The sequence below is a fragment of the Micromonospora sp. NPDC057141 genome (assembly GCF_042670805.1).
GTDB lineage: Bacteria > Actinomycetota > Actinomycetes > Mycobacteriales > Micromonosporaceae > Micromonospora.
Window position 1 is genome coordinate 227162 of sequence record NZ_JBHUVA010000001.1, and the last position, 15293, is coordinate 242454.

Below are 15293 nucleotides of genomic sequence, written 5' to 3' on the forward strand. Positions count from 1 at the left end.
CGCAGCGCCCGTAGCACCCTCACCACCGGCGGACCCCGTCCCACTCGGCCGCGAACGCCGCCCCGTCGGCGGCGTCGACGACCACCATCCCCGTCGGGCCGGCCGGCGCCGGCTCCGTCGCCCCGAACACCCCCACCACCACCGACGGGTACGCCCCGCGCAGCGCGCCGAGGTGCCCCAGCTCGCCCCGGCCACCCGGCCCGGTGAGGAAGACCAACGTGTCGCCGAGCCGGTCCCGGCGCAGCCGGGTCGCTGCCGCGCGCAACGCCGCCGTGGCGTCCCCGGCGTCCAGCCGGGCGGCGGCGAGCCGGTCCAGCGGCCCGCTCCTCGCCCCGACGACCTCCCCGGCCGGCCCCTCGGGCGCGACCAGCGCCCCTTCCGGCGCGACCAGCAGCAACGACATCGGCAGGTCGGCGCGCAGCGCCGCCGCGACCACCGACGCCGCCGCCTCGCACGCCGCCTCGAACGACTCCGGATCCCGGCCGGGGTGGGCGGTCGCCCGGTTGTCCAGCAGCACCACGATCCGGGGCAGGCTGGTGTCGACGTTCTCCCGCACCATCAGCTCACCCACCCGGGCGCTGGTGCGCCAGTGCACCCGGCGCAGCTCGTCACCCACCACGTACTCCCGCAGCGAGTCGAAGGTGATCGAACCCTGCGGCACCCCGTCCACCCGGCCGTCGAGGCTGCGCCCCGCCCCCGTCGGCATCGCCGTCAACGGGTGGATCCGCGGGTGCACCCACACCGGCACCGTCGACGAGTACGACCGCGCCAGCGCCACCAGACCCAGCGGGTCGCGCCGGGTCACCCGCAGCGGACCGACCGGCACCACCCCCCGGCGGTCCGTCGGCACGTCGTAGTCGACCGTCGTGTCCCGCCCCGGCCGCAACCGCAGCACCGGCACCGGCACCGTCCGGTCACCACAGCGGTCCTCCGCGAGCAGGTTCGCCGCCCGCAACCGCCCCGCGTTGCGCACCGTCAGCACCATCCGCGCCGGCTCGCCCCGCGACACCCGGTCCGGATCCGCGCGCCGGGTCACCTCCAGCCGGGGCCGCCACAGCGCCACCAGCAGCGCGTACCCCACTGCCCCGGCCGCCGCCACGCCGAGCAGCGCCAACTCCGGGTACGCGAACCGGAAACCGGCACCGAGCAGCACCAACGCGGCCACGAGCAGCCCGGCACCCCGGGCGGTGATCCCCACGCCCCGCAGCCGCCTCAGCCCTGCACCAGAGTCGGGGCCGCAGCCGGGGCGACCTGGCCCGACGGCAGCGGCACCGGCACCGAGGCGACCGCCTGACGCAGCACCTCGGCGGCGGTCACCCCGCGCACCTGCGCGTCGGAGCTGAGCAGCAGCCGGTGCGCGAACACCGGCTCGGCGAGGGCCTTCAGGTCCTCCGGCATGATCCAGCCCCGCCCGTCGATCAACGCGTACGCGCACGCCGCCCGGGTCAGCGCGATCACCCCCCGGGGACTCACCCCCACCCGCACCTGCGGGTGACCGCGCGTCGCGGCGGCCAGCCGGACCGCGTACGCGTACAGCGGCTCGGCGATGTGCACCCGCTGTGCCATCCGCACCATCTCCCCGACCGTGTCGGTGTCGGTGATCGCCGGCAGCGCCTCGGGGGAGCGGACCGTCGCCCCGCGCAGCACCTCCACCTCGACCGCCTCGTCGGGATACCCGACGGACAGCTTCACCAGGAACCGGTCGAGCTGCGCCTCCGGCAGCCGGTACGTGCCGTCCATCTCCACCGGGTTCTGCGTGGCCACCACCAGGAACGGCTGCGGCACCGGGTGCCGGACCCCGTCCACCGTGACCGTGCGCTCCTCCATCACCTCCAGCAGCGCCGACTGGGTCTTCGGCGACGCCCGGTTGATCTCGTCAGCGATGACGATGTTGGCGAACACCGGCCCCGGGTGGAACTCGAACCCCCGGGTGGCCTGGTTGAAGATGGTCACCCCGGACACGTCCGAGGGAAGCAGGTCCGGGGTGAACTGGATGCGCCGCCACCGCCCCTTCACCGTCGCGGCGACCGCCCGGGCCAGGGTCGTCTTGCCGACCCCCGGCACGTCCTCCAGCAGCACGTGCCCCTGCGCGAACAGCGCGGTCAGCGCCAGCCGGACCACCTGCGGCTTGCCCAGCACCACCGAGTTGACGTTCTCCGCCAACCGGGCGGCAAGGGCCGCGAAGCCCTGGACCTCCGGCTGGGTGAGCGGTTCGTGGGTGTTCACGGCGGTGCTCCTTGCCTGGTGGCGCGGTCAGCAGGTCGGCAGGACGTTGATGTTGTCGCCGCCTTCGAGGTTGAGCCAGGCCCACGGGATGTAGTTCTTCCCCTCGAACTCCACCCGCACCCACCAGGTGCTCTGCTTCTGGCCGTTGTAGATCCAGGAGTCGACGTTCTCGCCCTGCCGCTTGCAGTACGCCTCTACGCGGGTGCCGGGCCTGGCCCAGCCGACCTGCTTGTCGTTGTCCTGCCGGGGAACAGAGAAGATCTCGTTGCCGTTGCGGCCGGCCACATCCTTGTCGCAGTACGTCCGCTGGTCGCCGTCGGGCCCGTTGTTGCACGTCGCGATCCCGTACAGCGGATCCGTGCTCTGTGCCCGCTTCGCGGTGCCGTCGCCGGCGGCGTTGCTCGCCGTCACCGTCGCCGTGTACGCCGTGCCCGGCGTCAGCCCCGGCACGGTGGCGCTGGCACAGTTGCGCGCGGTGACGGGCTTCTCGCCCGGGACGCTGACCGTGCAGGTGGCCTGCCCGCCCCCGGCGTCCACCGTGAAGGTGACCGTGACCGCCGTGGCCGTCGCCGACGAACCGGTGACCGTGACCCGGGGCGGCGCCACCGTGCGGGCGGTGTCCGTCGCCGCCGCGCCCGGACCGGCCTCGTTGACCGCCTTCACCGTCACCGTGACGCTCTGCCCGTCGCCCAGGCCGTCCACGGTGGCCCGGGTGTCGGTCACCTCGCTGCTGCGGCCACCCACGTCCACCAGGTACTTCGTCACCGGCCGGCCGTTGGCCGCGGCCGGCGACCACTGCACCGCGACGGTGCCCGGCCGGTCCGCCACCGTCGTCGCCCGCAGGCCGACCGGCTCGCCGGGCGCGGCGAACGGCACCACGCTGTTGCTCACCGGGGACGCCGCCGACCCGGCGCCCCTGTCGTTGACCGACACGACCGTGAACGCGTACTGCGTGCCGTAGTCCAGCTCACCGGCCGGCACCACCAGCTCCGTCTTCGTCGACTCGCCGGCCGGGGCGTTGGCACCCGCCGAGGTCGCCGTCACCGCGTACTTCGCGATGGTGTTGCCCTGGCCGTTCGCGGCCGGCCACTTCACCAGCACCGTGCCGTCGGGCCGCGCCTCGGCCGTGACGCCCGACGGCGGGTCCGGCACCGCCGCCGTCGGGGTCACCGGGTTGCTGGAACGCGCTGGCCCGTCGCCCTTGGCGTTGACCGCGTGCACCGAGAACCGGTACGTCTCGCCGTTGGTCAGGCCCGTGACCTCCACCGACCGCTGGTTGGCGCCCACCTCGCGGCGCTCGCCGGCACCCTCCACCACGTACCGGATGATCTCCGCGCCGTTCGCGGCCGCCGGCCGCCAGCTCACCCGGGCCCGCGCGTTGCCGGCCGACGCGGTGACGCTGCGCGGCGCGCTCGGCTTGCCCACCTTGGGCTTCTTCGGCGGGGGCGGCGGCGGGGGCACCGGCGGCGGGTCGCCGCCGAGCACGTCGTTGGCGTACTTGTTGACCTCGCGCACCTGGTGCTTGTCGTCGACGACCCGGGCGGTCGACGAGTCCGGCGCGTTGATGAACAGCCGGTTCTCCCGCACCTCCAGCTCCAGCGGGCCGGTGGAACCCTTGCCGCCGATCGTGTCGACGAGCTGGCCGGAAGCGTCGAAGGAGTAGACGGTGCCCGTCGACTCGTCGGCGCAGTAGAAGCGGTCCGCCCACGCCACGGCCGGGCTGAGCGTGTCGCCCCGCCCCGGCACGGTGAACTGCCGCTCCTCGCCGCCGGCACCGATCACGTGCACCTTCCGCTCGCCGGGGACGGTCACCGGCACCTTCGGCCCGCTCGTCCGCGCCGGCAGCGCCCCCGGCCCGGCGATCGTCAGCGGGGTGCGGACCACCTCGCCGCGCTGCACCCGCACCAACGCGCCGGCCGTGCGGTCGAGCACCGCGACGCCGTCGTCCAGCGTGGAGACCATCAGCTCGTGGCTGGGCTCGGCGACGTCGTACGTCTCGATCCTCTTCGGCGAGATGCCGCCGCCCGGCGGCGCGGCCGAGCCCGGCTCGGACGGCAGCTCCGCCGCCGTGACCGCCGAGACGGTGCCCTCGGCCGGCACGGCGACCCACAGCCGGCCCTCGCCGTCGAACGCCCCGCCGGTGATGCCCGGCGGGTAGCGCACCGGCTCGCCCACCGGGGCCAGCGAACGCGGGTCGAGCTGCCGGACGATGCCCTGCACGGCGTCCACCACGAACGCGGCATTCTCGTGCAGCGCCACGTTGACGCCCAACCCGGGGGTGGTCCGGGTGGTGGCGGTGATCTGGAGGGTGGCCAGGTCCAGCGAGCTGACCTGCCCGGTGTTCAGGTCACGCAGGACCAGCAGCCGGTCGGTCTGGACGACCTGGACCGGGTGCCGCCGGGAGTCGGGCACCTCCACCCGGGTGTCCACCCGCGCGGTCACGCCGTTGACCCGCGCCAGCTCGCTGCGTGCCGCGCTCCACAGCCAACTGCTGGCGTCGTAGTTGGCCACCGCGTTGTCGGCGGCACCCAACCCGAGGACGGTGAGCCCCATCGCGGCCAGCAGCGCGGATACCGTGCCGACGGTGACGAGGCCCCCGCGCCAGCGTCGGCGGCGAGAAGCACCCGGTTCCGTGCTCACGGCGTCGTCGATGGTGGCCACAAGCGGCTGCCTCCCCGTGTCGTCGTGGCAGGTGAGTGCCGTCCACCGGCGACCCTCCCGTGAGCCGGGTGCCATCATATGGCCACCCTGAGACAGGGGAAACCCGCACCGTCCCGCCGTGGACACCCAGCGTGTGTGCTGTGGAACGGGGTTCTCAACGCGGCGTCGCGCCCGGTTCCCGCTCCGTGCAGACCTGTCCCGACGTGGCGAACGCGTCCGTCGAGTACACCGCGAGCACCGTGAAACAGTAGTCCACCCGGGCGTTCAGCCCGTTCACCGTGTAGCTGGTCTGCCCCGGGTCCACCGTGGCCATCACCCCCAGCTTCAGTCCGGCCCGACCGCCGGCCACCATGAACGGCACCGCGCCGGCCGACGGGTCCGTCCAGGTCAGGGTGATCGTGCTGCTGTCGTCGCGCAGCTTCAGGTCACCCGGCGGCGGTCCGCCGACCGTAGGCCCGACCGACGCCGCCGGCGGCGTCGCCTCCGGGGGCGGCGCCGCGCCGCGGCCGAGCACCAGCACCACGACGCCGACCATGACCACGAGCACGACCAGGGCCACCACCACGGCCACGACGACCGTCACCCGGCCGCGTCCGGCCTGCTCCTTCTGGGTGTACGCCGTCTGCCACGCCTCGCGCCGCGACGGGTAACCGTCGTCGGCCACCCAGCCACCCCGCTCGGGCCACGCCGGCCCGTTCTGCGCCCGCTGCCCCTCCCGCCCGTGTTGGACCGGCCCGTGTTCGACCGGCCCGTACTCGGGCCAGGACGTCTGAGGGCTCCGAGTCGCCGGTCGGGGGTCGGGTGCCGGTGAAGGCGCGTCCGGGTGCGGTGCCCCGTGGTCCTGGCCGATCGGCTTCGGCTGTTCCTGGAGCAGCCGCGGCTGAGACTGGGGTTGAGGTGACGCCAGCGGTGGCGGTAGCGCGGTGGGCGGCACCGTAGCGGCGTCCGGTCCGGGCTCGGCCGGGGACGGACGACGCCCGGGAGCGGACCCCAGGGACGGCAGGTCCGCGCCCTCGGCGGGTGGATGGCCCGCTCCGGCCGGGGCGGTGGGCTCCCCGCCGACCGGTTCAGCCAGCAGTTGTGGCGGCGAGCCCCTGCCCCAGGGCGGTGCGGTCATCCCCCACGGCGGCACGGGTGCGCCGCTGACCGGAGTGCCGCTGACAGGCGCGCTGCTGACCGGTGTGATGCTCACGGTTGGTCCGCTGACCGGGGAAGCGCTCGGGGGAGGGCCCGCCCCGATCGCCGAGGCCGGGGAGGCGTCGCCGCCCGGTTCGGTCGCCGCCCGGGGGGCCACCTCTCGGGCGGCATCCTCCCGGGCGGCCACCTCCCGCAGCAGGGGATCGATCTGCCGTACCTGAATTGTCGGCTTGTCCCAACCGTGCACCGGAGCGGGCGGTGGCGACGGCTGCGGCCCCGGCTCGACGGGCGCGCGCGGGCCCGGCGGGGCAGCTGTGGCCCTGCGCGGTCGGGCCGGGGCAGCCGGGGTCGGAGCCGGCGGCGCGGGTGCCGGGCGACTGTCCTCGACCGCCGGTTGCGGCGCCCACGCCGAAGCCGCGACGGCCGGCGCGGGACCGGCGTCCGACGCCGCCGCCGGCTGCGGCCGTCGCGGTGCGACCGGCCCGTCGTGCGCGGCCGCCGGCGGCGGATGCGGCACCGAGCCGCCCTGCCCCCCGGACCCGGACCGCGGGGGAGCCGGGATCCGCGGTGCCGGCGGCGTCGCCTGGGGAGCCCACGGCGAAACCGGCTGTGGCTGCGGCCCGTCGGTGCGGGGAGTGGGCATCGCTGCCGCCTGCGGCGGCGCCGGCGGTACGCCCGGCATCGTCGTCGGATGCGATGGCTCCGGCGCATGCCGGGTGGGGGCGGGCGCGGTCGACTCCGGCGACCGGGACGGTGCCGGGATCCGGGGCGGAGGCGGCGGTTGCTGCGGCGGGGCGGACACCGGCAGCGGTGGCGGTGGCTGACGCGGGGGTGGGGGCGTCGGCACCAGGGGCGTAGTCGATCGGCGCGGCGTGGGAGGACCGGGCGGCGTCGTGCCCGCCCCCGCGCCTCCGAGGTAGTGCCGGGCTGCCTGCACCGCCGGATGGTCCGCGCCGAGCACTGCGGGACCGGCGTCGGCCACCCGGGAGTAGCGGCGGCGGGCCTCGTGTCGATTTCCCAGCTCCTCGGCGACCGAGGCGAGGTCGAAGGAGAACGCGAGCATCAGCGGGTCCGCGGGATGCCACCGGCGCTCGCCGGCCGCGAGGGCCTCCTCCAGTACGCGCCGCGCGGCCGCCGGGTCGTCGGCCTCCCGGTGCAACCGGGCCAGCAGGTGGGAGGTGCCCAGGACCTCCGGATGATCCTCGCCGAAGCTGGCCCGGAGCGGGTCGATCGCGTCGGCCAGCAGCCGGCACGCACCCGCGATGTCGCCGGCGGCGCGCAGGGCGAGCGCCCGGTGCTGGAGCGCGGCCAGGGGAGAGGGCTGTGACACGTCAGTCATGCTGCCCGGAGAAGGTGTCCCGACGCCACCCGCCCGGCCGACCATGATCGTCCCAAGGCGCTCCGAGTCCGGTCGCCACCCCCTCTGGGCTGGGCGGACAGCACGGCGGGAAGGTGATGTGCATGATCCACGCGGGCCGTGTAAAGTAAGCCCCCGTGCGGCCCACCGGGGCGGCCAGCAGGCGGCGAAACCACCTCTGACCGACACGGTAGGCTGAACGAGCAGGTCCGGGTGGCGGAATGGCAGACGCGCTAGCTTGAGGTGCTAGTGCCCGTATAGGGCGTGGGGGTTCAAGTCCCCCCTCGGACACTCCCGCGTAGCATTCGTGCGACGTTGTGCGGAGCGGTGGTTGAGTGGCTTCAACCACCCTCGCTTACTCTCTGTAAGCCCCTGGTGGCCCCGCTCACGGGGCGGTGGGCATCGTGAGCACTGTCGCTGCTTCTGCTGTCATTCCGGCTGTGGTTCTGCCCGGCCAGGTGGGTGCTGGTAGTGGAAGATCATCCACTGGAGCCGCCAGGCGGCCGCCTCTGCCGCTGGCGAGGCTCGCGGCTCCCCGCCGCGTTGCGCGTACGGTCTATGGCCTGGTGACGCTGGATTGTCATGGACGGATGGCCGACCGGACGGTGATGAGGGCTCTGGGCTGGGCTCCGGGCCGTCGCCTCGGCATCCGGGAACATCGCGGGCTGGTCATCGTGGCTGCCGACGAGCGGGGTGTGTTCGCCGTGACCAGGGAGGGGCGCCTGCGGTTGCCGGCCGTGGTGCGGCAGTGGTGTGGGCTGGCCGCCGGTGACCGGGTGTTCCTGGTGGCCGAGCCGGACTGCTCCCGGCTTGTGGTGCATCCGCCGGCTGCGTTGGACGCGATGATCGCCCAGGCCCACGTGGCGGTCCTCGGTGGTGACGGCGCATGAGTGACAGCGCGGCGGGGCGGGCCGAGTTGGATGCGGCGCGGTTGTTGTTGGCGCGGATGGGCATCTCGCCGGCTGATCTTGTCGAGGCGGCGTCCGTGCGTCCGCCGGCGCCGACGTTCGCCGAGTACGTTCCGGTCGTGTCGGCGGCGGTCACTGCGGGCACGAGGCGGGCGTACGGCTCGTACTGGAACCGGGTCGTGGAGCACTGGGGACGACGACGGTTGGACGAGCCGTCCCCGTCGGAGATCGAGCAGTTGGCGGAGTACGTCAAGAAGCATGTGGTGGCCCGGCGTAACGCCCGTGGCGGGCGGGCGGCCCGTGGCCAGGTGCCGCCTGCTGGTTCCCCCGCCCCGGCCAGCAGCAGCGTTGACGACGAAGAGGTGCGCTCCCTGCGAGCCGCCGCATGCGAAGCCAACCGGGCACGTGACCAGGCCCCGCGGCAAGCGAAGCAGATGGCCGACGACCTGCGCACGGCGCTACGGGCGGCCGGCAACCTCACTACCCGCGCCACCGAGCAGGAACACGAGCTGAACGAGGCCACCCACCGGATCAACATCCTCCAAGCGCACCTACAAGTGGTCCAAGGCCGGTACGAGGACTCGCGCAACCTGAACGTCGTTCAGCAGGCCGAGCTCAACGAGATCCGCCCGCCGACCACGGGATGTCGGCGGGCTGCGCTGCGTTCGGGTGAGCCTATTCCTGCCCGCCGTCACGGTCGACCAGTTGGTTGAGCAGTCCCACGATCTCGGTCAGGCTCGCGCCGTGCTGGTCGCGGATGTGGCCGACCGTCCCGTCAGTTGGTCGACCTTCTCGCCGAGCCCGGTGATCGCCCGCCCCTGCTCAAGCTGGGTCTCCCGCAGCGCGCGCCCAGCGTGCGGGTGTGGCCCCGCAGCTCGGACCGGTAGTCGGCGACGTCGCGGTCGGCGCCGGCCGCCAGCGCACGGGCTGCGGCGGCCTCCTGGCGCAACACGCCGACCTGCCTCCGTCTCCGGCGAGAGCCGGATGTCCGGCATCAACCCACTGATCCATCTCAACACCCCCAGCCCATCGGCCATGACCACCAGCGACCTGAGCAGAACCGGCGCACTCGCCGACCGGATCGGCGCCTGGCAATCCCCGTGCTGATCGGTGGGCTCATCGCGTTCGCCGGAGCCCTGCGCGGCGCGGCGTCCGGCGGCGCGGACCGGGGTCGCTGTCCTGATGGCGGTGGGTCGGCTTGTGTCGGGGTGCCAGTACACGCCGGGCCGGCTGGGCGTAGCGGGTGCACGCAGACTGGGGCAGGACCCGGCGGTCGGCTCCGCGGCCAGTGCTGGACCCTTTCCCGGCTTGTCAGTCGCCGCTCGTGGATGGTTCGGCGGCGGGGTACATACGCCGTAGCCGGTGCAGACCGGCGGCGCCGCCGGTGACATCCATGCCGGCGGCCAAGGCCTCGGCGTCGCTGAGCCGGCCGATGGCCCAGGCCAGGAACGTGGGCCGATCGGCGGTGACGCTGATGTCGGCGTCCGCGGGCGCACCGTCGCTGATGGTGTGCTGCCGGCCGTCGGCGGTGACGGTGAGGGTCTCGTCATCGACGTGCAACGCGACGGTGACCGGCTGCGGGCAGGCGGCGGGCTGATAGCGGGCGTCGAGGGCGATCATGAGCCAGGCCAGGCGGAACTGTTCGCCGTCGCGGGGCGGCCCGAGCAGCTGCAGCCCCCAGACGCCCAGGGCTTGCAGGACCGGCTGCAGGGCCCGGCCCCGGTCGGTCAGTTCGTAGACGGTCGAGGCCGCCGGGGGCGCCAAGGTGCGCTGGCGCACCAGGTCCGCCTGTTGCAGGCCGCGTAGCCGTTCGGCCAGCAGGTTGGTCGCGATGCCGGGCAGCCCGGCCCGCAGGTCGGCGTAGCGCTTGGGCCCGGTCAGCAACTCCCGGACCACGAGCAGCGTCCAGCGATCACCGACCACCTCCAAGGCGCGGGCGACCGCACAGTACATGTCGAAACTCTTCCCCACCCAGCTAGCATATCTCAACTGTACAGTTGAAAAAATAAAGCACATGACTCTAGGGTGGGATCCCACCACCGGCAGACAGGAGCCCGACGATGTCGATCGACCCCGGCCACACCCTCGGCCTGCACCCGTCCACCCGCCACCTGCGGGCGGCACTGCGCACCAACGCCGTGTTCTCCACGGTCTGCGGCCTGGCACTGGTCGGTGCCGGATGGGCACTGACCGGATGGCACCTGGGCCCCCGCTGGCTGCCGCCACTGGTCGGCGCCGCCCTGACGGTCTTCGCCGCCGGGGTCGCTCGCGTCGCGGTACAACCCGTCACCCCGCTACGCCGCCAAACCCTGCCGGTCATCGCCGCAGACGTGGCCTGGGTCGCGGCCACCGCCACCACGCTGGCCGTCGCAGACCTCCCGACGCGCACCACGGTGGCCGCCGTGACCGTCGCCGCCGTCGTCGGGCTCCTCGCCGGATGGCAGGCCCTCGGCCTGCGCGCCGTCCGCACCGACGACCCCTTGGCGGACCTGGAGACCGTCGAGGCCGAGCGGATTCTGCCCGCCGCACCGGACCGGGTCTGGCCACTGCTGAGCGACCACGACCTCTACGGCCGACTCGCCCCCAACCTGTCCAGCGTCGAGGTGATCAGCGCCCCCGGCCAGCCCTTACGCCGCCGCTGCACCAACACCACCGGCAACGGCTGGGAAGAAACCTGCACCCTGTACGACGACGGACACCGCTACGCCGTCACCGTCGACACCAGCGACTACCCCTACCCCCTGACCGCCATGCGCGGCCTCTGGCAAGTCGACCCGTACCCGTACGGCAGCCGCGTCACCATGCGCTTCACCTACCAAGCCCACACCACCGTCCGCGGCGGCCTGTTCGCCATCGTGTTTCGCCCGCTGTTCCGACCCGTGCTGGCCCGCATCTTCACCGGCTGGCAACAACACCTCAACACCGCACCCACCCCCACGCCCTGACCAGCCATCACGCCCGCCCCCAGGCCCGCGCGTCCGTCAGGCCGGAGCCCGGCGGTCACCGGCCGGCCGTCACCGTCACCGCGTCAACCGAGGCGATCCTGCGCCGCTTCACCCGCGCCGCCTCCCATCCCACGTACCAGGCGATGCTGGAGGTCGGCCGCGCCGTGAAGACGGCCTTCGTGGCCCGGTACCTGCGCGACCGGGACCTGCAACGCGAGATCCACGACGGGCTGAACGTGGCCGAGGGCTGGAACGGCGGCAACCAGGTGCTGTTCTACGGCAAGGGCGGTGACATCGCCACCAACCGCCGCGACGAGCAGGAACTGTCGGTGGCGTGCCTGCACGTCCTGCAGGCCGCCGTCGCCTACGTCAACACGTTGCTTGTGCAGGACGTTCTCGCCGCACCCGCCTGGGCGGGCGCGCTCACGGCGGAGGACCGGCGCGGACTGACGCCGCTGTTCTGGACTCACGTGGCCCCGTACGGGGAGGCGAAGCTGAACATGGCCAAGCGCCTTGCTCTACGTGCCGAGCCGCTGAGCGAGCCGCTGGGCACGGCGGGGTGAGTCAGCCGAGGGCCAGCGCGGCGACGGCGCGGTCACCGGCCAGCTCGCCGCGGACTATGGGGCGGGGTCGGCGCAGCTGTTCGCCGGGATGCCGGCCGAGCAGGTGCGTCAGTTCCTGGCCACGGTGGACATGCTCACGGCGCGGCTGGCGTCGTCCGCTCCGGCCGCCACGGACGCTGCGGGTCGGTGAGCGCCGCGTCGGTGGCGACCTGCACCGCATAGGTCGGCCCCTCCTCGGACCAGGCGGCCTCGCATTGCTGCTCGGGCACCGCTGGAACAGGGTTGCTCCGACGGCCGTCTATGAAGACCTGGGTACCGGCAACGGCTACGTCCCGGCGTTCGAGGTTGATGCCTAACTGGTGGTCGGCGGAGGGGGAGATCTCAGTTCAAGGCCGGAGCTGGTGGTAGTCGGTTGCGTGTCCTGCTGCGGTGCTCCATGATCTGGGTCGTGTCTGATGTGAAGGGCGGCCTCCGCCCCATGCGATGACCGCGCCGGCGCCGATGGGTGGGTCGGCGGCTCTGGCGTGGTTGGACGATGCTCTGCCCGCGGGTGATGTCGCCAGGCACGGTCCTGCGCGGTCGAGGGTGTTCGAGGCTGCCGAGTTGGACCGTGGTGGCGTGGTCGTACGCCATCTGCTAGCTCGCGTTGCCGATGGTTCTCCCGATGTTCGGCTGACGGTTCTGGCGGTCCTTGCTGATCTGTGTCCGCAGGAGGGTCTGTGGCCGGCAGCCGCTGACGCCGCAGCGGTTGCCCTCGGCGATCCCGATGAGCGGGTACGGCGTGCGGCGGCCTGGTTGTTCGTGGCGGCGGCCGGCGCGGACGAGGGGACTCTGCTGCTGTTCGGGTCGTCTGATCCGGTCTTGCGCACGGCGTTGGCGGAGGCGTTGTGGCTTCGGATGCTGCAGCGGGGCGACCACGGCCACCGGTGGGTCGACCTGGTCGATCGGATGCGGCGCGACGACCATCCGGCGGTGCGTTTCCTCGGTGCCTGCGCCGGCTTGCTGACGGCCGACCCGACCGATTGGCCGAGGCTGGACGCCGCCGTTCGCTGGGACCTGGCGCCGGCTGCCGAGGCACTCGGTGGGGAAGGCGGATGGATCTCGTGGCGTGCGGGCGAGTGGTGGGCGATCGTCCTGCGGCGTAGGGATCGGGAGCAGGACGCTTACGCCGCCGTGGCGCAGTTGGTTCGCGCGGGTGAGGAAGAGGGCGTTCGTCAATCGGGCCTGGCGATCGCGGCGGAGGCGATGCGGACGTGGCGGGCTGCTCCGGACCGGCTGGCACCGGTGCTGTCGGCCGTGTTCACGCAACGGGCCTCGGCGGTGCGGACCGAGGCTGTCGGCGTGGTGTGCGCTTCGTTGACCGCTACGCGTCTGGTCGCTGATCAGCTCACGCGGATGCTGGTCGAGCCGGCCGTGTCGGCGGAGGTCGCGGTAGCTCGGGGCTGCGTCGGGGATTCTCGCGCGGTTCCGGAGCTGCTGCGTCTACTGGGCGCCGACGATCCGCCTTCTCGGCTCGGTGACGCGCTCGCCACGGTGGCGGCGGTGTCACCGGATCCGGCGGGCCTGGTCCAGGCAGCGCGGCAGGTGCTGGCCGGCCATCCCGAGCCCTGCCGCGAGGAACCGCACTGGCACAGGTGTCCCGCCCGCGTAGCGGTGCGTCTGCTGTCAGCGCTTGGCCCGCACGCGGCGGACGCGGTGCCCGATCTGGCTGCCCGGCTCGCCGACGCGATGCAGCGCGGTGTCCTGCCCGAGGCCCGGCCGGTGGTGGGTACGCTCGCAGCGATCGGCGCGGCGGCCGCGCCGGCGGTGCCGCTTCTGCGCCGGTACGCCGTCTCGAGCGATGCGGCGGCGGATCTTGCCGTTCGCGCGTTGCTCACGATCACGGGGGACCGGCGCATCGCGGACGACTACCTTGACGCCCGCCCGGCACGGCCGCGCCGGTGTCGCATCGCCCCGGACCTGTTCGACTGGCTGGCCCAGCACGGTGGCCTCACGGATCGGCAGGTCCGGCAGTTGAACCACCTGTTCACCCAGCGGGGGCGGATGCAGGCCAGCTCGGCGATCGCCTACTGGCGTCACCACGGCCCGCCAGCCGCTCCCACGCTATTGAGCACGCTTCCCCAGTACCTCGACGATGACGCGTTCGCGCCACCGGCCATGAAGGCCCTCGCCGCGATGGGCCCGCACGCCCGGCCGGTGATCCCCGTACTCGATCGTCTGATCACCTCCCGGCACCGCGCCGCGGTGTACCTGGGCGACGCCGACGCGGAGATGCGCGCCGACGAACACCTGCTGCAGCACGCCCTGGCCACCCGCGCCCAGATCACCGCCGCCCCCATCTGACCGGCCACCGCAGGGCCGTCAAGACGAACCGACCCGTGCAACGATCAGGAGGAACATCGCTGTGCCCAAGACCAGACGTGAGCGTGAACAGGAAAGCCGGCGTCGCCGGCTGGAAGTCCTCCGGCTCCCCGCCGTACCGTTGCGCCACGCCGGCTACCTGACCCCGCACCGGACCGACCCGCAGTGGGAGCGGACACCCGAGACGGTCGGTGTGGGCCCGGACCACCGCGCTCTCGCCGTCTGGGCCAGCCGAGAGCAACCCGGACGGCGTCTGGTCACCATCCACGACGGCAGCCGACAGCCGGTCCAGTCCGTGCAACTCGACGGATGCATCCGACCCAGTTTCGTGCAGCCGCTGCCCGGCGACCGCATCCTGCTCGTACGGGCCCGAAACCATGGGGGCGCCAATGCCGAGGTCTGGACCTGCGGCGGGCATCGCGAACGCCAGGGTGACCTCGGCGACGCGATCGAGCACGTGCTGACCACCCCCGCCGGCGCTGTCTGGGCCGGCTACTTCGACGAGGCCATGGCCGGCAGCGGACCCCAGACACATGGCCTCGCCCGCTTCACCGCGGCCCTCGAACCCGACTGGCTCTACCCGCAGCGACCCGCGATGCCGGAGATCTTCGACTGCTACGCCCTCAACCTGGCCGAGGAGACAGCATGGACCTGCGCCTACACCCCGTTCCACCTTGTCTCCGTCACCGCCGACACACCGACCGACCACGGCCGAGCTCCGTTCCGCGGCGCCCACGCCCTGCTGACCAACGGCGCCACCGGTGCGTTCATCTCGGGCTACGGACCCGAGTACGACCTGGTGGCCCCGTTCCAGACCGAAGCCGCAACGGTGACCGCCGCCGGTGAGCAGACCCGACTCGTCCTGCCCGACGGCATGGAGATACGCCGCGCCCGCACCTTCTGCCGCGGCCCGGAACTCCACGCCATCATCGGCGAGACCTGGTACCGCACCGACCTCGAACTGCTCGGCGATACACGACGATAACGCTGACTGTGAGCATGGCGGGGTCGGTTCAGTAGTGGTGAGCTGATGGCTGGCAGCAGTGGGTGTGACTCGAAGTCTGACTGGCTTTGTGAGTTCCCCCCCCCGCCTTGATGGAGCGGCTGACGCCGGCACAGGCCATGCTGCCCGCCT

General features: G+C 73.2%; 13 protein-coding genes, 1 tRNA gene and 1 pseudogene. 8 read left to right on the forward strand and 7 right to left on the reverse strand.

Annotated elements, in window-relative coordinates; genetic code table 11:
- Window positions 1-19: 19 nt before the first annotated feature.
- The 5 genes and pseudogenes from ACFT41_RS00990 to ACFT41_RS01010 all read right to left on the reverse strand — a co-directional run.
- A complete protein-coding gene (locus tag ACFT41_RS00990; RefSeq protein WP_377584834.1) occupies window positions 20-1198 on the reverse strand; it encodes a DUF58 domain-containing protein in 1179 nt (392 codons plus the stop codon).
- A gap of 14 nt (window positions 1199-1212) precedes the next feature.
- A complete protein-coding gene (locus ACFT41_RS00995; protein ID WP_377584837.1) occupies window positions 1213-2226 on the reverse strand; it encodes an AAA family ATPase in 1014 nt (337 codons plus the stop codon).
- Between the two features lie 27 nt (window positions 2227-2253).
- Complete coding sequence (locus tag ACFT41_RS01000) at window positions 2254-4887, reverse strand: fibronectin type III domain-containing protein (RefSeq protein WP_377584839.1); 2634 nt, start codon at window positions 4885-4887, stop codon at window positions 2254-2256.
- A 154-nt stretch (window positions 4888-5041) separates the two neighbouring features.
- Window positions 5042-5551, reverse strand: coding sequence for a fibronectin type III domain-containing protein (locus ACFT41_RS01005; RefSeq protein ID WP_377584923.1), 510 nt, complete (start codon window positions 5549-5551; stop codon window positions 5042-5044).
- A 1629-nt stretch (window positions 5552-7180) separates the two neighbouring features.
- A pseudogene (locus ACFT41_RS01010) lies at window positions 7181-7408 on the reverse strand (hypothetical protein); the annotation flags it as partial.
- A gap of 180 nt (window positions 7409-7588) precedes the next feature.
- On the opposite strand from ACFT41_RS01010, the gene ACFT41_RS01015 reads away from it, so the two are divergent.
- The 4 genes from ACFT41_RS01015 to ACFT41_RS01030 all read left to right on the forward strand — a co-directional run bounded on the left by ACFT41_RS01015 (window position 7589) and on the right by ACFT41_RS01030 (window position 9396).
- A tRNA-Leu gene (locus ACFT41_RS01015) sits at window positions 7589-7672 on the forward strand.
- A 299-nt stretch (window positions 7673-7971) separates the two neighbouring features.
- Entirely contained in the window at window positions 7972-8271 is a 300-nt protein-coding gene (locus tag ACFT41_RS01020) for an AbrB/MazE/SpoVT family DNA-binding domain-containing protein (protein ID WP_377584841.1), read from the forward strand.
- A complete protein-coding gene (locus tag ACFT41_RS01025; protein ID WP_377584844.1) occupies window positions 8268-9002 on the forward strand; it encodes a hypothetical protein in 735 nt (244 codons plus the stop codon). The genes ACFT41_RS01020 and ACFT41_RS01025 overlap by 4 nt, the downstream gene beginning before the upstream one ends.
- A 271-nt stretch (window positions 9003-9273) precedes the next feature.
- Complete coding sequence (locus ACFT41_RS01030) at window positions 9274-9396, forward strand: hypothetical protein (RefSeq protein WP_377584846.1); 123 nt, start codon at window positions 9274-9276, stop codon at window positions 9394-9396.
- Window positions 9397-9600: 204 nt separating this feature from the next.
- On the opposite strand, the gene ACFT41_RS01035 is transcribed toward ACFT41_RS01030, so the two are convergent.
- Window positions 9601-10260, reverse strand: a complete 660-nt coding sequence (locus ACFT41_RS01035; RefSeq protein WP_377584849.1) for a winged helix-turn-helix transcriptional regulator — start codon at window positions 10258-10260, stop codon at window positions 9601-9603.
- An 89-nt stretch (window positions 10261-10349) separates the two neighbouring features.
- Between ACFT41_RS01035 and ACFT41_RS01040 the strand changes: the two genes are divergently transcribed.
- Together ACFT41_RS01040 and ACFT41_RS01045 are read left to right on the forward strand one after the other, a co-directional pair.
- On the forward strand, window positions 10350-11234 hold the full coding sequence (locus ACFT41_RS01040; RefSeq protein WP_377584853.1) for an SRPBCC family protein: 885 nt from the start codon (window positions 10350-10352) through the stop codon (window positions 11232-11234).
- Window positions 11231-11797 carry a Tn3 family transposase gene (locus ACFT41_RS01045; RefSeq protein ID WP_377584926.1) on the forward strand — a complete coding sequence of 189 codons (567 nt, stop codon included), beginning with the start codon at window positions 11231-11233 and terminating at the stop codon, window positions 11795-11797. Before ACFT41_RS01040 ends, ACFT41_RS01045 begins: the two co-directional genes overlap by 4 nt.
- 134 nt (window positions 11798-11931) lie before the next feature.
- Here the strand turns inward: ACFT41_RS01045 and ACFT41_RS01050 are convergent, their stop codons facing one another.
- Complete coding sequence (locus tag ACFT41_RS01050) at window positions 11932-12066, reverse strand: hypothetical protein (RefSeq protein ID WP_377584855.1); 135 nt, start codon at window positions 12064-12066, stop codon at window positions 11932-11934.
- Between the two features lie 349 nt (window positions 12067-12415).
- Here ACFT41_RS01050 and ACFT41_RS01055 point away from each other — a divergent pair, with 349 nt between their 5' ends.
- Together ACFT41_RS01055 and ACFT41_RS01060 are read left to right on the forward strand one after the other, a co-directional pair.
- The gene (locus ACFT41_RS01055) at window positions 12416-14140 is read left to right on the forward strand and encodes a hypothetical protein (protein ID WP_377584857.1); all 1725 of its coding nucleotides are present in this window, start codon (window positions 12416-12418) and stop codon (window positions 14138-14140) included.
- A 61-nt stretch (window positions 14141-14201) separates the two neighbouring features.
- Window positions 14202-15143 (forward strand): hypothetical protein, encoded by a 942-nt coding sequence (locus ACFT41_RS01060; protein WP_377584859.1) that lies wholly within the window; start codon window positions 14202-14204, stop codon window positions 15141-15143.
- The last annotated feature ends 150 nt before the right edge of the window (window positions 15144-15293 follow it).